Origin of the sequence: Mesorhizobium montanum (assembly GCF_033977145.1) — a bacterium.
GTDB lineage: Bacteria > Pseudomonadota > Alphaproteobacteria > Rhizobiales > Rhizobiaceae > Mesorhizobium > Mesorhizobium montanum.
In genome coordinates, this window is the sequence record NZ_JAVIJF010000030.1 from 49,969 (window position 1) to 68,480 (window position 18,512).

Consider the following 18,512-nt stretch of genomic DNA (forward strand, 5'->3'; position numbering starts at 1 on the left):
GGGACGGGAAAAATGCTCCACACGATCGCAGCCTTCGACCGTCTCGGCGAGGAAAATGCCTTCGCGGTGCTGGCCCGGGCCACCGCGCTTGCCCATCAGGGTCGCGATATCATCAACCTCGGCATCGGCCAGCCCGACTTCAAGACGCCGCAGCATATCGTCGAGGCGGCGATCAAGGCGCTGCGCGACGGCCACCATGGCTATACGCCGGCCAACGGCCTTTTAGCCACCCGCGAGGCGGTCGTGCGCCGCACGCTGACCACCACCGGCGTCGAGGTGTCGCCCGAGAATGTGATGATCCTGCCCGGCGGCAAGCCGACGATGTTCGCCGCGATCCTGATGTTCGGCGAGCCGGGTGCGGAGATCCTTTATCCCGATCCCGGCTTTCCGATCTATCGCTCGATGATCGAGTTCACCGGCGCCGACCCTGTACCGGTGCCGATCCGCGAGGAAAACGGCTTTGCCTTCTCGGCCGATGAGACGCTGGCGCTTATCACGCCGAAGACCAGGCTGCTGATCCTCAACTCGCCCGCCAACCCGACCGGTGGCGTCACCCCGCGCGCCGAGATCGAGAAGCTGGTCAAGGGGCTGGAGAACCATCCCCAGGTCGCCATCATGTCCGACGAGATCTATGACGTCATGACCTATGACGGCGAGACCCACTGCTCGCTGCTCGATTTCCCCGAAATTCGCGACAGGCTGATCGTGCTCAACGGCTGGTCGAAAACCTGGGCGATGACCGGCTGGCGCATGGGCTGGTCGATCTGGCCGAACGGCGAAAAGGGTGCCCATCTCTACGACAAGGTGCGCAAGCTGGCGGTGAACTGCTGGTCCTGCGTCAACGCGCCGAGCCAGTTTGCCGGCATCGCGGCGATCGACGGCCCGCAGGACGACGTCGAGAAGATGATGCGTGCCTTCGACAACCGCCGCAAGATCGTGGTCGAGGGGCTGAACGCGCTTCCCGGCATTTCCTGCATCACGCCGAAGGGCGCCTTCTATGCCTTCCCCAACGTGTCGAAAACCGGCTGGAAGGCCAAGAAGCTCGCCTCGGCGCTGCTCGAGGATGCCGGCGTGGCGCTGATCGGCGGCCCCGATTTCGGCGTTCTCGGCGAAGGCTATGTCAGGCTGTCCTACGCCAATTCCGAGGAGAACATTTTGCGCGCGCTGGAGCGGATCGAGGCGTTCCTGAAGAAGTAACGCCTCAGCCGCTCATCCGCGCCCGACGAACGGCATCTTCGTCGCCATCACGGTCATGAACAGCACATTGGCGTCGAGCGGCAGGCTGGCCATGTGAAGCACCGCGTCGGCGACGCGCTGGACATCCATCACCGCCTCGGCGGCGATCGAGCCATTGGCCTGCGGCACGCCGATCGTCGTCGGCTGCACCATCTCGGTCAGTGCATTGCCGATATCGATCTGCCCGCAGGCGATGTCGAAGGGCCGCCCATCGAGCGCCAGCGTCTTGGTGAGCCCGGTGATCGCGTGCTTGGTCGCCGTATACGGCACGGAGCCCGGCCGCGGCGCATAGGCCGATATCGAGCCGTTGTTGATGATGCGGCCGCCCGTCGGCTTTTGCCGACGCATGGCGCCGAAGGCTGCGCGTGCGCAAAGGAACGATCCGGTGAGATTGACGCCGACGACATCGTTCCAGACTTCGACCGGGATCTCGTCGATCAGCGTCGACTTGTAACCCATGCCGGCATTGTTGAAGAGCAGGTCGACGCGGCCGAACGCCTCGAGCACGGTCTCGAACATGTCATCGACCTGGTCGGCCTTGCTGATGTCGCAGGCGACGGCCAATGCCTTGGCTTGCGTCTTTCCCGCCCCGGCGATCGCCTCTTCCAGCACCGTCTTGCGGCGGCCGCAGAACACCGTGTTCCAGCCCGCCTTGAGCAGCGCCGTGGCGACACTCTTGCCGATGCCGGTGCCGGCGCCGGTAACGATGGCGGTCTTCTCTGCTATGGCTGTCATCGCCGTCCTGCCGGTCATGGATGGATAGACGTGGCATCGCAAATGGCAGGGATGATGGCAAGCAGTTGTTGGCGATAAACAAGAGGCCAACAAAAAGGGCGGCCATTGGCGACCGCCCCCATCTGAACCGCGCTTGGGAGGAGGAAAAGCCGGTCCGACTGATTAGAATGATGCGCTTGCTGGGTTAACGAGAGACTAACTGCATCAATGCATGTCGCCATAAGTGGGTAGCGATTCAGGGACAACGACATGCATGTCGCCTGGATCCGTTTCAGCGCGACGCGCTTTAAGGCGCGCTAACCCTCTTGCTTACCAGGGCGAACCGGGCGCGCTGCCGGCCGGCGCCTTTGCCGCCGACACCGTCGCCTCGACATGGTCGACCAGAGCGTCCGGCAGGCCGAGGCGGCCGGCGAGCAGGTCGAGATAGCCGCGCTCGGCGCGCGTGTCGGGATCGATGGTGAGCCGCGAGGCGGTGTAGAGCTCCAGTTTCTGCGCATCGGTCTTGGCGCCGGCGACAAGCGTGTCGAGATCGAGCGGGCTTTCGAGCTCGGCAAGCAGGAACTTCTCCGCTTCCGCGCCGATGCCGGCGAGCTTGAGCTTATCGGCGATCTTGTTGCGCTCTTCATCGTCGACATGGCCGTCTGCCTTCGCCGCCGAGATCATTGCCCTGACAAGCGTCAGCGTGAACTCGGCCTCGCCTTGCGGCGCCTGCGAGGGATGAAATGCGGTATCGGCGGGCGGCGGCAGCAGATCAGGCCCACCGGATGCCGGCGCCTGCGCCGGCTCGGCGCCGTTCTTGTAATTCTGATAGGCTTTGTAGGCGAGACCGCCGATCGCTGCCAGACCGCCGAGCTTGACGGCGGCGCCCGTCACCTGCCGGCCGGTGCCGGTGCCGAGCAGCACGGCGGCCAGCGCGCCGGCGGCGAGCGGATTGTCCTTCGCCATCTGCACCGCTTGCCCCGCCTTGTCGCGGACAGTCGAGCCGGTCCCAGGGATTTGCGAGCCGAGAAGGTCGTCGAGCAGCTTCTTGGGGTCGAGCATCAATGCCTCCAGAATTGGCCCGGCCGAACGCGCCCGGGCAGGGTTTCGGACGGGCAAGAGGTAGGCTCCGCGCTCTGACATTACAATGACGAGCCGGCATTTCCGCGGATGAGCGATCCGCTCAACTTCCGATGTGGCGCTTGCCGCCACGCGCCTGCGCCAGTTCCACCTGACGGTGGCGTTCGGCATAACGCTCCCGATCCTCATCTGATCGCGCTTCGAAACAATGCGGACATGCGACGCCGGCGGTGAATTTTGGCGACAGCCGGTCCTCGACCGTCAGCGGATGCCGGCAGGCGCGGCAGAGTTCGGCTTCGCCCTCCGCCAGTCCATGCGAGACGGACACACGCTCGTCGAAGACGAAGCATTCGCCTTGCCACAGGCTCTCCTCGGCCGGCACGTCCTCAAGATATTTCAGGATGCCGCCCTTGAGATGGAAGACGTTTTTGAGGCCGAGCGACCTCACATAGGCCGTCGCCTTCTCGCAGCGAATGCCGCCGGTGCAGAACATCGCCACCTTGCGGCCTTCAAGGTCTCCGCGGTGCTGCTCGACCCAGGCCGGGAATTCGCGGAAGCTGGTCGTGTTGGGATCGACCGCACCCTTGAAGGTGCCGAGCGAGACTTCATAGGCGTTGCGCGTGTCGATGACGACGGTATCGGCGTCCAAGATCAGCGCGTTCCAGTCGGCCGGCGCGACATAGGCGCCGGCGCTGGTTGCCGGATCGATATCCTCGACGCCCATGGTGACGATCTCGCGCTTAAGCCGCACCTTCATGCGATGGAACGGCATCTCGGCTGCGCTGCTGTATTTGACTTCCAGCCCGGCAAGGCCTTCGATAGTCTGGAGATGATCCATCAACCCGGCGATCGCTTCCTCGCTGCCGGCAACGGTGCCGTTGACGCCTTCACGCGCCAGAAGCAGCGTGCCCTTGATGCCGCGCCCGCAACAGAAGGCGGCGAGCGGCGCGCGCAGGGCCTCGTATCCGTCGAGCCGGGCAAATTTGTAGAGCGCGGCGACGCGGATTGGCTGAATTTCTGGGATCGTTGTCATGGCCATGCCACTAGACCGTGGTGAAAGCGGTTTCAAGGCAAAGCAGGAAACGCGGCTGGCGCGCGGCATCGCGACGCGCCTGCCTTCGTGGACTTGGCACAACCCTTCTGCTAATCGGTTGAAATCGATTGAAATGGAGACCAGCACATGACCAGCAAGACCGAAAAGCTCCTGTCGCTTCTCAATGGTCAGCCGGTTATCCCGGTGCTCAAGATCGCCAAAATTGCCGATGCCGTGCCACTTGCCCGTGCTCTGTCGCGCGGCGGCTTGCGGGCCATAGAGATCACGCTGCGCACGGCCGATGCGCTGGAAGCGATCCGCCGCGTGGCCGCCGAAGTCGAGGAAGCCATTGTCGGTGCCGGCACCATTCTCGACGCCAAGCAATTCGACGAAGCCGCCGTCGCCGGCTCGAAATTCATCGTCAGCCCCGGCATCACCAGCCAGCTTCTCGATGCGGCCAAGGACAGCCCGGTGCCGCTGTTGCCCGGCGCCATCACGCCCGGCGAGATCATGGCCGCGCGCGAGGCCGGCCTGCACTTCCTGAAGTTCTTTCCGGCCGAGCAGTCCGGCGGCATCGCCTCGCTCAAAGCCTTTGCCTCGCCGCTTGCCGACGTGAAGTTCTGCCCGACCGGCGGCATAACGGCCAAGAACGCCGCCGACTATCTGAGCCTGCCCAACGTCATCTGCGTCGGCGGCTCCTGGGTAGCGCCCGACGATCTCATCAAGGCCGGCAAGTGGGACGAGATTGAAGCGCTGGCGCGGGAGGCGAGCAAGCTCGCCAAATAACTCAGCTAAGCTCACCAGGGTAGCGGGCCGTTCTCGTCGAAGTAGCCGCCGGTCGGACCGCCGGCCTCCAGCGTCGCCAGCCGCACGATGACCTCGGCCGCCTGCTGCACTGTCCGACCGCCTCTTTGCGCGTTGAGATCCGTCGCGGTGTAGCCGGGAGCGGCCGCGTTGACCAAGATGCCGCGCGGCGCGAGTTCCCGCGCGAAGGCCAGCGTTATGGCATTGAGCGCCGTCTTCGAGCTGCCATAGCCCATGACATTGGGTGACTGGGTGTTGCCGGCCGCGCGTGCCAGCGATCCGAGATAGCTGCTGACCATGACCATGCGGGCAGCGGGCGATGCCAGGAGCAGCGGCAGGAACGCCTGGGCGACCCGCACCGGACCGAAGACGTTGACGTCATAGGTGGCTTTCACGTCGGCGATATCCTCCCGGCTCGGCGGCCGCCCGTAGCGGCCGTCCGGACCGAGCGCGTCGACATAGCCGGGAGCGATGCCGGCATTGTTGACCAGCACATCCAGGCCAGATGCCCGTGCCGCGACCGCTTTGGCCGCGGCGGCCACGCTTTCGTCGCTGGCGACGTCGAGCGCAAGCCACTCGACGTCGAGCCCTTCGTCGCGCAGGGCTTCCACCGCGGTCTCACCGCGCCCGGCATCGCGGGCGCCGAGCCAGACCTTGAACCCCATCGCCGCCAGCCGCCGTGCAGTCTCGAACCCGATGCCCTTGTTGGCGCCGGTCACCAGCGCGTTCCTTTGCGTCGTCATTTCCATTCTCCTGTTTCGGTGACTAGAAATGACGTCGACCGATTTGCTTCGCGCGCCGGATACTCGCGCCCTCTTGCCTAATCCTCTCAACAAGGTGCGCGTCTCCGCGTCACCTAAGTGCGCGTTTACGCGTCACTGGGTGCGCGTCGCCGCATCACCTGGGTGCGGGTTTACGCGTCACCTAAGTGCGCGTCTTCGCGTCGCGTTGGTTGCGCGGCTCGCTTGGATCGACAATGCTGGAACCATGAACGAAGCGCTTCAGGAATTGATCGCGATCGCCGGCCGCCATGCACGCGGTCGGCGAACGAAGACGGCGATCCCGCGCGTTACGATCGGCCGCAGCGAGGTTCCAACGCCGCCGCTGCCCGAGCTCTGCCAGCCGACGGCCTTGTTCGTGTTGCAGGGCACCAAGTCGGTGCTGATCGGCGACCGCACGCTTTCCTATGGCGCCGGCAGTTACTTCATCTACGTGGTGGAGACACCTGCGACCAGCCAGTTGATCGAAGCGAGCGCTGCCCATCCCTACATGGCCATCGCCTTTGCCCTCGACATCGAGGTGATCGCCACCTTGCTCATCGACCACAGGCCGGCGGTCGATGAGGACAGCTTTGTGACCCATCCCGCCGATGACTTGCTGCTCGACGCATCGCGCCGGATGCTGCGGCTGCTCGACCGCCCAGCCGAGATTCCCGTGCTGGCACCCATGCTCGAACGCGAGATCGCATTTCGACTGCTGCAAGGGCCGCAAGGCGAAAAACTGCGCCAACTCGCGCGTGCCGACGGCCGCCTGTCACAGATTCGCCGTGCCACCGCTTGGATTCGTCAGCACTACAACGAGCAGATCGACGTGACGGAACTGGCAGCGCTCGCGCATATGAGCAACGCTTCGTTTCATCGCCACTTCAAGGCCGCGACGGCGATGAGCCCGATCCAGTATCAGAAGCAGGTGCGTCTGCTCGAGGCGCGCCATCTGCTGATCGCGCAACCGGGCAATGCCGCGCAGGTCGCCTTTGCAGTCGGTTATGAAAGCGCTTCCCAGTTCAGCCGGGAATATGCGCGCCAGTTCGGATTGCCGCCCGCGCGGGACGCCGCGCGGCTTCTGGCCAAGGGCGAAGCGCCCACGCTGGAGATCGACTGAATGAAAAAACGGCCGGCTTGTGCCGACCGAGTTTTGCGTGAAACGTAATTACCTGCAGACCGAATGGGCAGGCGCGAACATGCGACGCGGAAAGCCGAAAGCAGGCATTTGTCGCCATCTGGTTCCCGCTCATGGATTCGAACCACGATTCACGCCTTCAAAGGGCGCTGTCCTACCATTAGACGAAGCGGGAAGACCGGGTGGTCAAATAGGCCTTCGAGAACGAAAAACAAAAGCCGCGTTGTCGTCCAACGCGGCTTTCCTGGTGTCTGGCAGGATCGCTATTTCGTTTGGAAACGGGCGACCGACAGGAACTTGACCGCGTTGCCGCTGAAGCGGCTGGCATCTTGCATCTCGCCATCCGACTGGAAGCCGGCCGTATAGACCTCGCTCGGCGGCGTATGCACGATGTTGTAGGCATAGCGCGGCGCCGTCGTCGGGTCGGTAACAGAGGCAAGGTTCACGCCAGCGCCCAGCGCCCAGCGCGCGGCCTGCGGCGGCGTCGCCACCACCATCGCCTTCGGTCCCGGCTTCAGATCGCGGGCAGCCGCCCTGGCCTCCTTTGCCGTCGTCTTCACGCCGGCGCCGATCGCCTGCGCGGGATCGGCCCCTGCCGGGAGGGCGGCGATGGCCTGGCGCGGCGAGGCCGCATCGACACCCGACGGATCGTTGAACGCCGAGCGCGGCTCCGGTACCGTCAGCGACGCGAGCTGGTATTCGGCGCCGGCACCGCCGGCCTCGACGGTCGCATTGGCTTGTTCGAGAACGGCTTTGACCTCATCCTGCTTGCCGGGCTGCGGCCGGGCGGTCGGCAGCACCGAGAACGCGTCGGTCGCGCTCTTGTCTTGGGAAGCCGTTTCCGCCAGCGCCAGAAGCACGTTCTTGTCCTTCGACGCCAGTTCGGCCGGCGTCGAGCGGTCGGGACGCCAGGTCGGCAGCGGGATGTTGTTGACCGCCACCTGTGCCGGATCGGCGCTCGCGGCATCGGCGGCGCTGGCCGTGCCGAACGGAACCTTGTCCGGTGCGGGCGCTTGTGTCGTCGAAACCGCCTGCTCCGTCGTCGCCGAGGCATCCGCCATGGCGAACGGCACGTTCTGCGGCGTCTGCTGGCCGACATCGGCCTTCGGGCGCGGCGCGAAGTCGGGCAGCGGGATTTCCTTGGGCGGCAGCGCGGCGATGATCGTCTCCGGCGTATCCTGCTGCGGCTGCGAATCGTCGGTGCTGTCATCCGCGATCTGCGGGATGGTGGCGCGCTTGGCATCCTGCGGCGCGACGATCGCGATACCCGGCTGGCTGCTGCTGCGGGCCGTGGCGACCTGCACCTGCTTCACGGCTTTCGCCTGAGGCGCCGGCGCGCTTTCATCGGCGTCATCATCGGCCTCGTCGGCGCCGCCGCCGAACCACGCCGCAAACAGGCCGCCGGAACGCTTGGTCGAGCCACCGGCGCTGGCCAGTTCGATATTCGGGGTGCCAGAGCCGGCACGCGCCTTGTAGGAAGCCATCGCCTGCTCATAGCCGGGCAGCGGGCGTCCGTCGCTCGGCACATGCAGCGTCTTGCCATTGGGGAACAGGCTGACCAGTTCCTGGCGGCTGATGCCCGGCCAGTGGCGAACATTGCCGACATCCATATGGACGAAAGGCGAGCCGGAGGTCGGGTAATAGCCGACACCACCGCCCTGCATCTTGAGGCCGATGTTGCGCAGCTTCTTCAGCGGCACGCCGGGAATGTAGAAATCCATCGCCTTGCCGAGCATGTGCTGGCTTTTCTCGGCGACACCACGGCTGCGCGAACGCAACAGCGCGTTGGTCGACGGCGAACGATAGCCGCAGACGACCTGGATATAGTCGGTAGCGCCGCTTTCGCGATAGGCTTCCCAGACGAGGTCGAGCAACCGCGGATCCATCTTGGTCGGCTCGTTGCGGCGCCAGTCGCGCAGGATGATGTTGATCTTGCGCAGGCCTTCCGGATCGTAGCGGCCATTGCGCTTGTAGACGATCTCGGCCTTCTCATGCGTATGCAGGTGATAGAGCTTGAGCGTACGAACCTCCGCCCTGACGCCCGATGTCGCCGCTGACAAAAACCCGACGGCCAAAATCACGAACGTCAGCCACCTGGCCCAGACGCTCATATCGAAATGCCGCCCGTTTTTGCGTCGTTCGACTTTGTTCAAATCAAATGGCCTTGCAGGCTGCCGTTTGTCCCCGGACTTGACCAAACGGATGCGTGGTTTTCACATCCGAATATCGATCCTAATGGTTAATCATCGTTTATTGAAGCCGAAATGCGGTAACACCGTGGCGATATCCCGTCAAAAATCGTGCGCAGCATTTCGTGGTAAACCGCTGGTTTAGATCAAGAATCCGGCCCCGGCCAGAACACGATCTGTTACCGTTAGCGTTAATGCGTGATCCTCGGCAACGCCAACCGCTGAAAACCTTGGACTTTCACGTCAAAAGCGACAATTTGACTCGGATTTTAGGCGGGCAAGGCTGATTCGAGCCTTGCCTGTCACGAGGCCAGCCGGTCTACACGGCCAGCTTCAGGATCAATGCCATATTCCTTCAACTTGCGGTAGAGCGTAGAGCGGCCGATGCCCAACCGGCGCGCGACCTCGCTCATCTGGCCGTTGTAATGGTCGATCGCGAGCTTGATCATCTCAAGTTCGACGTCGGCCAGCGCCCGCACATTGCCGCGCTCATCGAGCGCTCGAAGCGTGCCGAAACGTGGTTGCAGCCTGGCTGGTGCCTCGCTGTCGAACAAGGCAAAGCCTGTTGCGTCGGCGACCGTCTCGTCCGCTTGCGGAGATGTTTCCGCGGTCGTCTCCGCCGCTGCGGATGCCGGGTCGGCTTCGAGATTTACCGTTCCTTCCACCTGCGCCCGGATCTGCGGGAACTCCTCCTCGGTGAGCAGATCGCCCTCGGCCAGCACCGACGCCCTGAAGACCGCATTCTCCAACTGGCGGATGTTGCCCGGCCAGTCATAGGCCTGCAGCATGGCAAGCGCCGACGCCGATATGCCGGCAAGGCGCCGGCGGGGATCGGTCGGAGCGACCTTTTCCATGAAGTGCCGGACCAGGTAGGGAATGTCGTCGCGGCGATCGCGCAGCGGCGGCACGAAGATCGGGTAGACGTTCAACCGGTAAAACAAGTCCTCACGAAACTTGCCGTCCTTGACCTGCTGCAACAGGTTCCGGTGCGTTGCCGAGATCAGCCGGATATCGACCTTGACGGTGGAGCGGCCGCCGACCGGATCGACCTCGCCTTCCTGCACGGCGCGCAGCAGCTTGACCTGGACGTCGAGCGGCAGATCGCCGATCTCGTCGAGGAACAGTGTGCCGGAGCTCGCCTCGACGAATTTGCCGGTGTGCTTCTCGGTGGCGCCGGTGAAAGAACCCTTCTCGTGGCCGAACAGGATCGATTCGACCAGATTGTCCGGGATGGCGCCGCAGTTGACGGTGACGAACGGCCTTGAGCGGCGATCGCCGCTGCCCTGGATGGCGCGCGCCACCAATTCCTTGCCGACGCCGGATTCGCCCTCGATCAGGATCGGGATATTGGAGGCCGCCGCTTTCTGCCCGAGACGTATCACCCGGTCCATTGCCTGGCTGCGCGTGATCATATCCTTGAAGGTCAGATGCCCCCCGCCGCGTCGCCGCGATACGCGCTTCATCTCGTCCTCGACGGCCTCGACTTTGAGCGCGTTGGAGATCGCGGTCTGCAGCCTGTCGGGCGACGCCGGCTTGACGACGAAGTCGAAGGCGCCGTGCCGCATCGCCGAGACGACGGTTTCGATGCCGCCTTGAGCCGTCTGCACGATGACGGGAATGTTGATGGCGCGCTCGCGCATCGCCTTCAGCACCCCGATGCCGTCGAGGCCGGGCATGACAAGATCGAGAATGACGACGGATACCTCGCGCGCGTTCGGCCCGTCGAGCACGTCGAGACCGGCGTCACCGCCGTCCGTGACGATTGCGGTGTGACCGAACTTGGTCAACGCGGCCTCGAGCAGCCTGCGCTGGACCGGATCGTCATCGACTATGAGTATGGAACCTGTCATGACTGTGCTGGCCGCCCGCCTTAGAAATCCCCATGGATCATCTTGGCACAGGGTTCTAAACAAGGTTTCAAAAAACCCGGTGAACGAATTCCTTAGGATTTGACCGGCTTCTTTTTCCCTCTGATCTTGGCACCTGGTTCAAATAAATAAGGTATTGCCGATGCGCATGGAGTTTGGTCAGCGGCTTGCAGCGACAGCGTCCGGACAAGGCGCGGCAGGGCTTGGCGATCTGCCGGAGTGGAATCTCGCCGATCTCTATTCCGGCATGGAAGCGCCCGAGTTGAAGCGCGACATCGCCAAGGCGGCGAGCGACGCCATCGCCTTCGAAACCCGCTGGAAGGGTACACTGGCCGCGGAAGCCGGCCGCGGCAGCGCCGGCCGGCTGGGCGAGGCGCTGAAGGCCTACGAGGCGCTTGAGGAACTGATCGGCCGCATCGTCTCCTACGCAGGCCTCGTCTATGCCGGCAACACCGCCGATCCGCAGCGCGCCAAGCTCTATGGCGACGTCCAGGAAAAGATGACGGATGCCAGCGCGCATCTCCTGTTCTTCGCGCTCGAGCTCAACCTGATCGACGATGCGGCGATCGAAAGCGCTTTAGCCGCCGACAAGGCCTTCGGCCACTACCGACCCTGGGTGCTCGATCTCAGGAAAGACAAACCCTACCAGCTCGAAGACCGCGTCGAGCAGTTGTTTCACGAAAAATCGGTCACCGGGCGCGGTGCCTGGAACCGTCTGTTCGACGAGACGATGACCGACTTGCGCTTCGACGTCGACGGCGAGGACCTGACGCTGGAGCCGGCGCTCAACCGCCTGCAGGACGCCAATAGCGAGGTGCGCCGCCGTGCCTCCGAGGCGCTAGCCGGGACCTTCCGCAAGAACCTGCGCACCTTCACGCTTATCACCAACACTTTAGCCAAGGACAAGGAAATCTCCGACCGCTGGCGCGGCTTCCAGGATATTGCCGACTCGCGTCACCTCGCCAATCGCGTCGAGCGCGATGTGGTCGACGCGCTGGCGGCGGCCGTGCGCGAGGCCTATCCGCGGCTTTCGCATCGCTATTACGCGATGAAGGCGCGCTGGCTCGGCATGGAGGTGATGAACCACTGGGACCGCAACGCGCCGCTGCCGGAGACGCCGCAGGCTGTGATCCGCTGGGACGACGCCAGGGACACGGTGCTCTCCGCTTATCAACGCTTCTCGCCGGACATGGCCGAAATCGCGCGCGGCTTTTTCGATCGCAGATGGATCGATGCGCCGGTGCGGCCGGGCAAGTCGCCCGGCGCCTTCGCCCATCCGACGGTGCCGTCGGCGCATCCTTACGTGCTGCTCAACTACATGGGCAAGCCGCGCGATGTGATGACGCTGGCGCATGAGCTCGGCCATGGCGTGCACCAGGTGCTGGCCGCCGGCCAGGGCGCGTTGATGGCCTCGACACCGCTGACGCTGGCCGAGACGGCCTCCGTCTTCGGCGAGATGCTGACCTTCCGCTCGCTGCTCGAGCAGACCAGCGACAAACGCGAGCGCAAGGCCATGCTCGCTCAGAAGGTCGAGGACATGATCAACACGGTCGTGCGCCAGATCGCCTTCTACGAGTTCGAGCGCAAGGTGCATGCCGAGCGCAAGAATGGCGAGTTGACCTCGGACAGGCTCGGCGAATTCTGGCTGGAGGTGCAGGCCGAGAGCCTCGGGCCGGCGATCAAGCTACGCGAGGGTTATGAGGTCTTCTGGACCTATATCCCGCACTTCATCCACTCGCCCTTCTACGTCTATGCCTATGCCTTCGGCGATTGCCTGGTGAACTCGCTCTACGCCGTCTACCAGAATGCCGAGCGCGGGTTTCAGGAGAAGTATTTCGAGATGCTGCGCGCCGGCGGCACGAAACATCACTCCGAACTCCTGGCGCCGTTCGGCCTCGACGCCACCGATCCCGCTTTCTGGCAGATCGGCCTTGGCGTGATCGGTTCGCTGATCGACGAATTGGAAGCGCTCGACAAATGACAGCAACTACGGAGCGCGCATCGGCCTCAATAGTTTAGTCTGGATGCATATTAGCAACGATCTATTCTTGCTCTAAATAGCTGTTCTTCAATAACTCTCCGATGCATTTTCAACTGGCTTTCGACAAGCCATATGATAGCGTCCGGCCTCAAGCTCAGCCGGACGCATAGCGCAGGCCAGAGATGGCCGGACGCGGCGCTGCGGCGAATGCGATGATGGCCGTCGGCCCGGACAAGGCCGAACGCCGATGGCTCGGTTGAAGCCGGCGGTTCCGCCGACCACAGAACCTTTGATGATCCTCGCGGCAAGCTCGTCTTTCCGGGCCTCGGCCGACAGATCGGACTGGAGAGAGAAATGAGCACTTTCTTCTACATGCTCCTGGCGTTCGTTGTAGGTATCCTGGTTGGCTGGTTCATCTGGGGCCGCCTGCGCGGCGAGCTCGACAGTCTGCGTGGCGACCTCGATCGCACGCGAAGCGAGCGCGACAGGCTGCGCGCCGATAGCGATCGGTTGAAAGGCGAGCTCGATGCCTGCGGCCGCGCCCGCGCCGACCTCGAAAGCCGGCTGCGTGACGCGCCGGCCGCCAAGGCTGGCGCCGACAAGGCCGCCAGGCCGGCGCCTGCGGCGCTGATGTCGACGCCGGCGGCCGCGACATCGGCAGCCGCAAAGGCTGCGCCCGCGAAGTCGACGCCTGCAAAGAAGCCGGCCGCAACGAAGATCGCGGCGGCGCCGAAGCCGACGGCCAAAGCCGCCGCGCCCAAGAAGGCGCCAGTGTCAGCGGCAAAGAAAGCCGCAGCACCGCAGGCCGCGACCGGCAAGGCCGACAATCTGCGCCGCCTGATCGGCATCGGCCCGGTCAATGAGAGGCTGCTCAAAGGCCAGGGTGTCACCAGCTACGCCCAGATCGGCGCATGGACCACCGCCGACGTCAAACGCATTGAGGAGGTGCTCAATTTCGACGGCCGCATCGCGCGCGAAAAGTGGATCGAGCAGGCGAAATTGCTGGCTGCGGGCGACGAGGCGGAATTCGCCCGCCGCTTCCCGACCGCGGGAACCGCAAGCAACACCTGAATAATCGGCCAGGTTGGCACAAAGGCGGCGTCCTCACGGGCGCCGTCTTCGTTATGGGCCAACCAGCTTTGCGCCGCCCGACGCCGCTCCCTCGATTGCGCCTTGCCGAGCCTCCATATAGAGCGGTCGACGGCGCTTTTGTCCGCATCCGAGGCTCATGTCCCTGCCCGCAGCCATTTTCCGCAACGACGCGACCGCTCGCCAGATGATCTTTGACCAGCCGCACGAGATCATCGTCGCGCATGACGCGCACGAGTTCACGTCCGCGCTTGAGAGAGCGCAGGCCGCCTCGGACTCCGGCAAATGGCTGGCCGGCTATTTCTCCTATGAAGCCGGTTACCTGCTCGAGCCGAAGCTGATGCCGCTGCTGCCCGAAGGCCGCCGAGCGCCGTTGATCTGCCTCGGCGTCTTCGATGCGCCGGTCGAACACGCGGTGCCGCAAACGCCGGAGTCCGCGAGCAACGGACCGATCTTCGATGCCAGGGCAACATGGTCCGCCGAGGATTATGCCGGCCGCTTCGCGCGTCTTCACAACCATATCCGCAAGGGCGATTGCTACCAGGGCAACCTCACCTTCCCGGTCCATGCGCAATGGTCCGGCGACCCGCTCGCCGCCTTCGACGCGTTGACCGAGCGCCAGCCGGTGAAATATGGCGCGCTGGTTTCGCTCGGCGATCCGATCGTCTTGTCGCGCTCGCCCGAACTGTTCTTCGAGATCGATGCCGACGGCATGATCGAGACGCACCCGATGAAGGGCACCGCGCCGCGCGGCGCGACCAAGGCCGAAGACGCGCGGCTGAAAGCCTTCCTGCGCAACGACGAGAAGAACCAGGCCGAGAACCGGATGATAGTCGACTTGTTGCGCAACGATATCTCGCTGATCAGCGAAGTCGGCACGCTGGACGTGCCGGAACTGTTTCGCATCGAGACCTATCCGACGGTGCACCAGATGGTGAGCCGCGTGAGGGCGAAGCTGTTGCCTGACATCGGCATCCGCCAGATTTTCGCCGCGCTGTTCCCCTGCGGCTCGATCACCGGTGCGCCGAAAATCCGCGCCATGGAAATCCTGCATGAGCTGGAAGACGCGCCGCGTGACGTCTATTGCGGCGCCATCGGCTGGATCGCGCCTGGCGGCAGGATGCGTTTTTCGGTGGCGATCCGCACCATCTCGCTCTTTGCCGACGGCGAGGCCGTCTACAATGTCGGCGGCGGCGTCGTCTTCGATTCGACCGCCGAGGAGGAGTACAAAGAGTGTCTGCTCAAAGCCCGCTTCGCGACGGGAACGGTGCCGGCTTCGAGCTGATCGAAACCATGCGCTGGGAGCCGGGCTCAGGCTTCCTGCGCTTCGAGCGCCACCTGGCGAGGCTTTATGCGTCCGCCGCCGAACTCGGCTTCGCCTGTGATCCCGCGCGGATCGGCGAAGTGCTTTCGAACGCCGTAAGCGGACACGGGACTGCTTTGCGCGTGCGCCTTGCTTTGCAGCGCAAAGGCGAAGCGACGGCAGCCGCTCAAGCCTACGAACCGCTGCCGGCGGACAAAGTCTGGCGGCTTCAGCTGGCGCGGATCCGTCTCGATTCCGGCGACACACTGCTGCGCCACAAGACAAGCCGGCGCCAAGTCTACACGCAGGCACGCGCGGAATATCTCGCCACCCGCGCCGACGAAGTGCTTTTAGCCAACGAGCGCGGCGAGCTCTGCGAGGGCACGATCACCAATGTCTTCGCCGACTTCGGCGACGGCCTGCTCGCCACGCCCCGCCTGGACTGCGGCCTGCTGCCTGGAATATTGCGCGCCGAGCTTCTGGACGAAGGCCGCGCCGTGGAAGCGATCTACAGCTTCGACGATCTGAAGGCGGCGAAAGCGATCTTCGTCGGCAACTCGCTGCGCGGGCTGATCCCGGCGCGGCTTGGGTGATCGGGCTGGAGAGATCAACTGGATAGAATGCAAGCAGACATGACCGCTCGTCAGCCGACCCACACACCCTATGACGGATCTTCGAAACTCTTCACCATCGGGCTGAAGCCGCTCGAATTCGATCGCTGGATCGAGGTCGACGAATTCCTGCTGCCGCATTTGGCCGAAAAGCAACGGCTTTACGCGGAGATCCCGCAAAAGGTCTTTGTCGAGGAAGACGGAACCCGCGACGCCCAACGTGAAGTCCTGGACCTGCTCGTCGCGCATCTCGAAGCCGCGCATCCCGGCACGCACCGCCGCGGCGGAGCGGATATCGAGCCGGTCGGTTTCGAGGGCGCCATCGACAGGCTGCCTCTTGCCCTGCGCCAGGCGCCGCTGGCAGAGGCTTCGCTGCTCGTCCAGGAAGACCTGATCCTGATGCGTCGCGACGAGCGCGGCTGGCGGCTCGCCGCCGGCTCGCAGTGTTTCCCTTCATCCTGGTCGCTTCAGGAGAAATTCGGCAAGCCGCTGCAGGAGATCCACGAACCCGTGCCCGGCTTCGGACCCGGCACGCGGCCAGCCGATCTCATCAATCGCATGTTCGACGGCCTGCAGGGCCAGGCGGTCGAGCGCTTCAACTGGTCGATCCAGGCTGACGATACGCTCTATCATCCGCTCTCCAACATCGAGCGCATCGACCGCGCGACGAACCGCCCGAGCCGCTTCCCCGACGGCGATGTCGACGCCCATGCCTTCATCCGCGTCGAACGCCAGACGCTGCGCAAGCTTCCCGCCTCGCGCGACATTCTCTTCACCATTCGTATCCACCTCGATCCGCTCAAGGTGCTGGCTGGCCACCCGGACAAGGCAACGCTGGCGGTTTCCTTCGCCGAGCAACTCAACGCGCTCGACCAGAAGCAGCTCGACTACAAAGGCCTGACTGCCGACCGCGACCGGCTGGTTGCATTCCTCGATGGGATGGCCGGATCGGCTTAACCACGCCACCAAACCGGCTTGACCGCGGTTGGCGCTTTTCGCTGGTTTATGACAATGATCTGTGGTGTAGCGCTTGGCCTTCGGGCGAAAAATGCCCGGTTTTGCGCGTGTTTGAAGGAGTGTGCGAGAAAATGGCGAATGAAAACTGGCCCGTTTACGGTGAAATCACCGGTCCTGTCGTGATGATCGGCTTCGGCTCGATCGGGCGGGGAACGCTGCCGCTGATCGAGCGCCATTTCAAGTTCGACAAGTCGCGCATGACGGTCATCGACCCGCGCGACACCGACCGCAAGCTGCTCGACGAGCGCGGCATCACCTTCATGCAGGACGCGGTGACCGAGAAGAATTACAAGAAGCTGCTCACGCCGCTTCTGACCAACGGCGGCGGCCAGGGCTTTTGCGTCAACCTGTCGGTCGACACCGGTTCGGTGGACCTGATGAAACTGTGCCGCAAACTCGGCGTACTCTACATCGACACCGTCGTCGAGCCGTGGCTCGGCTTCTATTTCGATACCGAGGCCGACAATGCCAGCCGCACCAACTACGCGCTGCGCGAGGCGATGATCAAGGAAAAGCACGACAAGCCGGGCGGCGCGACGGCGGTCTCCACATGCGGCGCCAATCCCGGCATGGTCTCGTGGTTCGTCAAAAAGGCACTGGTCAACCTCGCCACCGATCTTGGTCTCGAGTTTTCCGAGCCCGCGCAGGAAGATCGCGAGGCCTGGGCCAAGCTGATGAAGAAGGCCGGCGTCAAGGGCATCCATATCGCCGAGCGCGACACCCAGCGCACCAAGAAGCCGAAGCCGATGGACGTGTTCTGGAACACCTGGTCGGTCGAGGGCTTCATCTCGGAAGGGTTGCAGCCGGCCGAGCTCGGCTGGGGCACGCATGAAAACTGGATGCCGAAGAACGGCAAGAAGCACAAGCACGGCTCCAAGGCGGCGATCTATCTGGAGCAGCCCGGCGCGAACACGCGCGTGCGCAGCTGGTGCCCGACGCCGGGCGCGCAATACGGCCTGCTGGTGACGCATAACGAGGCGATCTCGATCGCCGATTTCTTCACCGTGCGCTCGAAGAAGGGCAAGCTTCAATACCGCCCGACCTGCCACTACGCCTACCATCCCTGCAACGACGCCTTGCTGTCGCTGGACGAGATGTTCGGCGCCGCCGGCAAGCCGCAGCCGGTCCACCACGTGCTCGACGAGAACGAGTTGGTCGACGGCGTCGATGAACTTGGCGTGCTGCTCTACGGCCACGACAAGAACGCCTATTGGTACGGCTCGCAGCTGTCGCTGGCCGAGGCGCGCAAGCTCGCCCCCTACCAGAACGCCACCGGCCTGCAGGTCACCTCGGCCGTGCTCGCCGGCATGGTCTGGGCGCTGGAGAACCCGACGGCCGGCATCGTCGAAACCGACGAGATGGACTACCGCCGTTGCCTCGAGGTGCAAATGCCTTATCTCGGGCCGGTCAGGGGCTACTACACCGACTGGACGCCGCTGGATAACCGTCCTGGCCTCTTCCCGGAGGACCTGAACAAGGACGACCCGTGGCAGTTCCGCAACATTCTGGTGCGATAGCGGCGGGACCTACCAGAGCAATTCCAGGAAAAGTGTGAAACGGTTTTCCGTCCGGAATTGCGTAAAAACAAGGAGATAGAGCGGTTCGCCGTTTCCGTGAAACGGTGCGACGCGCTCCCTCACCGCCTTGCAATCGCCCGGAAATCGGGCGATTGAGATGGTGCGGCCTAG

General features: G+C 64.0%; 16 protein-coding genes and 1 tRNA gene. 10 read left to right on the plus strand and 7 right to left on the minus strand.

Annotation, left to right across the window (positions count from 1 at the left end; all coding sequences use genetic code 11):
• Positions 1-12: 12 nt before the first annotated feature.
• The gene (locus RFM68_RS30315) at positions 13-1,197 is read left to right on the plus strand and encodes a pyridoxal phosphate-dependent aminotransferase (RefSeq protein WP_320236650.1); all 1,185 of its coding nucleotides are present in this window, start codon (positions 13-15) and stop codon (positions 1,195-1,197) included.
• A 12-nt stretch (positions 1,198-1,209) separates the two neighbouring features.
• Here RFM68_RS30315 and RFM68_RS30320 read toward each other — a convergent pair whose 3' ends face one another.
• The 3 genes from RFM68_RS30320 to trhO form a co-directional block, all read right to left on the minus strand.
• Positions 1,210-1,971 carry an SDR family oxidoreductase gene (locus RFM68_RS30320; RefSeq protein ID WP_320236651.1) on the minus strand — a complete coding sequence of 254 codons (762 nt, stop codon included), beginning with the start codon at positions 1,969-1,971 and terminating at the stop codon, positions 1,210-1,212.
• A gap of 309 nt (positions 1,972-2,280) precedes the next feature.
• Complete coding sequence (locus RFM68_RS30325; RefSeq protein ID WP_320236652.1) at positions 2,281-3,012, minus strand: tellurite resistance TerB family protein; 732 nt, start codon at positions 3,010-3,012, stop codon at positions 2,281-2,283.
• Positions 3,013-3,133: 121 nt separating this feature from the next.
• The gene (trhO, locus tag RFM68_RS30330; protein ID WP_320236653.1) at positions 3,134-4,063 is read right to left on the minus strand and encodes an oxygen-dependent tRNA uridine(34) hydroxylase TrhO; all 930 of its coding nucleotides are present in this window, start codon (positions 4,061-4,063) and stop codon (positions 3,134-3,136) included.
• On the opposite strand from trhO, the gene RFM68_RS30335 reads away from it, so the two are divergent.
• Together RFM68_RS30335 and RFM68_RS30340 are read left to right on the plus strand one after the other, a co-directional pair.
• Positions 4,062-4,214, plus strand: coding sequence for a hypothetical protein (locus RFM68_RS30335; protein WP_320236654.1), 153 nt, complete (start codon positions 4,062-4,064; stop codon positions 4,212-4,214). The genes trhO and RFM68_RS30335 overlap by 2 nt on opposite strands.
• Positions 4,211-4,849 (plus strand): 2-dehydro-3-deoxy-phosphogluconate aldolase, encoded by a 639-nt coding sequence (locus RFM68_RS30340; protein ID WP_320236655.1) that lies wholly within the window; start codon positions 4,211-4,213, stop codon positions 4,847-4,849. The genes RFM68_RS30335 and RFM68_RS30340 overlap by 4 nt, the downstream gene beginning before the upstream one ends.
• An 11-nt stretch (positions 4,850-4,860) precedes the next feature.
• Here the strand turns inward: RFM68_RS30340 and RFM68_RS30345 are convergent, their stop codons facing one another.
• Positions 4,861-5,610, minus strand: a complete 750-nt coding sequence (locus RFM68_RS30345; RefSeq protein ID WP_320236656.1) for an SDR family oxidoreductase — start codon at positions 5,608-5,610, stop codon at positions 4,861-4,863.
• A 244-nt stretch (positions 5,611-5,854) separates the two neighbouring features.
• On the opposite strand from RFM68_RS30345, the gene RFM68_RS30350 reads away from it, so the two are divergent.
• Complete coding sequence (locus tag RFM68_RS30350) at positions 5,855-6,748, plus strand: AraC family transcriptional regulator (RefSeq protein ID WP_320236678.1); 894 nt, start codon at positions 5,855-5,857, stop codon at positions 6,746-6,748.
• 119 nt (positions 6,749-6,867) lie between these two features.
• Here RFM68_RS30350 and RFM68_RS30355 read toward each other — a convergent pair.
• The 3 genes from RFM68_RS30355 to RFM68_RS30365 all read right to left on the minus strand — a co-directional run bounded on the left by RFM68_RS30355 (position 6,868) and on the right by RFM68_RS30365 (position 10,805).
• Positions 6,868-6,941, minus strand: a tRNA-Gln gene (locus RFM68_RS30355).
• Positions 6,942-7,029: 88 nt separating this feature from the next.
• Positions 7,030-8,877 carry a peptidoglycan L,D-endopeptidase MepK gene (locus RFM68_RS30360; RefSeq protein ID WP_320236657.1) on the minus strand — a complete coding sequence of 616 codons (1,848 nt, stop codon included), beginning with the start codon at positions 8,875-8,877 and terminating at the stop codon, positions 7,030-7,032.
• A 380-nt stretch (positions 8,878-9,257) separates the two neighbouring features.
• Complete coding sequence (locus RFM68_RS30365) at positions 9,258-10,805, minus strand: sigma-54-dependent transcriptional regulator (RefSeq protein ID WP_320236658.1); 1,548 nt, start codon at positions 10,803-10,805, stop codon at positions 9,258-9,260.
• A gap of 160 nt (positions 10,806-10,965) precedes the next feature.
• Between RFM68_RS30365 and RFM68_RS30370 the strand changes: the two genes are divergently transcribed.
• The 6 genes from RFM68_RS30370 (at position 10,966) to RFM68_RS30395 (ending at position 18,341) form a co-directional block, all read left to right on the plus strand.
• The gene (locus tag RFM68_RS30370; RefSeq protein ID WP_320236659.1) at positions 10,966-12,804 is read left to right on the plus strand and encodes a M3 family oligoendopeptidase; all 1,839 of its coding nucleotides are present in this window, start codon (positions 10,966-10,968) and stop codon (positions 12,802-12,804) included.
• Positions 12,805-13,158: 354 nt separating this feature from the next.
• Positions 13,159-13,875: a helix-hairpin-helix domain-containing protein gene (locus tag RFM68_RS30375; protein ID WP_320236660.1), complete on the plus strand. Its 717-nt coding sequence runs from the start codon at positions 13,159-13,161 to the stop codon at positions 13,873-13,875.
• A gap of 157 nt (positions 13,876-14,032) precedes the next feature.
• Complete coding sequence (locus tag RFM68_RS30380; protein WP_320236661.1) at positions 14,033-15,178, plus strand: aminodeoxychorismate synthase component I; 1,146 nt, start codon at positions 14,033-14,035, stop codon at positions 15,176-15,178.
• Entirely contained in the window at positions 15,127-15,789 is a 663-nt protein-coding gene (locus RFM68_RS30385; protein WP_320236662.1) for an aminotransferase class IV family protein, read from the plus strand. Before RFM68_RS30380 ends, RFM68_RS30385 begins: the two co-directional genes overlap by 52 nt.
• Positions 15,790-15,828: 39 nt before the next feature.
• Positions 15,829-16,764, plus strand: coding sequence for a heme-dependent oxidative N-demethylase family protein (locus RFM68_RS30390; protein WP_320236663.1), 936 nt, complete (start codon positions 15,829-15,831; stop codon positions 16,762-16,764).
• Between the two features lie 131 nt (positions 16,765-16,895).
• Positions 16,896-18,341, plus strand: a complete 1,446-nt coding sequence (locus RFM68_RS30395; protein WP_320236664.1) for a homospermidine synthase — start codon at positions 16,896-16,898, stop codon at positions 18,339-18,341.
• The last annotated feature ends 171 nt before the right edge of the window (positions 18,342-18,512 follow it).

Bases quoted from the DNA above. Each gene is read 5' to 3' on its own strand.
- RFM68_RS30315 (WP_320236650.1), top strand. From the start codon at position 13: ATGCTCCACACGATCGCAGCCTTCGACCGTCTCGGCGAGGAAAATGCC.
- RFM68_RS30320 (WP_320236651.1), bottom strand. From the start codon at position 1,971: ATGACAGCCATAGCAGAGAAGACCGCCATCGTTACCGGCGCCGGCACC.
- RFM68_RS30325 (WP_320236652.1), bottom strand. From the start codon at position 3,012: ATGCTCGACCCCAAGAAGCTGCTCGACGACCTTCTCGGCTCGCAAATC.
- RFM68_RS30335 (WP_320236654.1), top strand. From the start codon at position 4,062: ATGGCCATGCCACTAGACCGTGGTGAAAGCGGTTTCAAGGCAAAGCAG.
- trhO (WP_320236653.1), bottom strand. From the start codon at position 4,063: ATGACAACGATCCCAGAAATTCAGCCAATCCGCGTCGCCGCGCTCTAC.
- RFM68_RS30340 (WP_320236655.1), top strand. From the start codon at position 4,211: ATGACCAGCAAGACCGAAAAGCTCCTGTCGCTTCTCAATGGTCAGCCG.
- RFM68_RS30345 (WP_320236656.1), bottom strand. From the start codon at position 5,610: ATGACGACGCAAAGGAACGCGCTGGTGACCGGCGCCAACAAGGGCATC.
- RFM68_RS30350 (WP_320236678.1), top strand. From the start codon at position 5,855: ATGAACGAAGCGCTTCAGGAATTGATCGCGATCGCCGGCCGCCATGCA.
- RFM68_RS30360 (WP_320236657.1), bottom strand. From the start codon at position 8,877: ATGAGCGTCTGGGCCAGGTGGCTGACGTTCGTGATTTTGGCCGTCGGG.
- RFM68_RS30365 (WP_320236658.1), bottom strand. From the start codon at position 10,805: ATGACAGGTTCCATACTCATAGTCGATGACGATCCGGTCCAGCGCAGG.
- RFM68_RS30370 (WP_320236659.1), top strand. From the start codon at position 10,966: ATGCGCATGGAGTTTGGTCAGCGGCTTGCAGCGACAGCGTCCGGACAA.
- RFM68_RS30375 (WP_320236660.1), top strand. From the start codon at position 13,159: ATGAGCACTTTCTTCTACATGCTCCTGGCGTTCGTTGTAGGTATCCTG.
- RFM68_RS30380 (WP_320236661.1), top strand. From the start codon at position 14,033: ATGTCCCTGCCCGCAGCCATTTTCCGCAACGACGCGACCGCTCGCCAG.
- RFM68_RS30390 (WP_320236663.1), top strand. From the start codon at position 15,829: ATGACCGCTCGTCAGCCGACCCACACACCCTATGACGGATCTTCGAAA.
- RFM68_RS30395 (WP_320236664.1), top strand. From the start codon at position 16,896: ATGGCGAATGAAAACTGGCCCGTTTACGGTGAAATCACCGGTCCTGTC.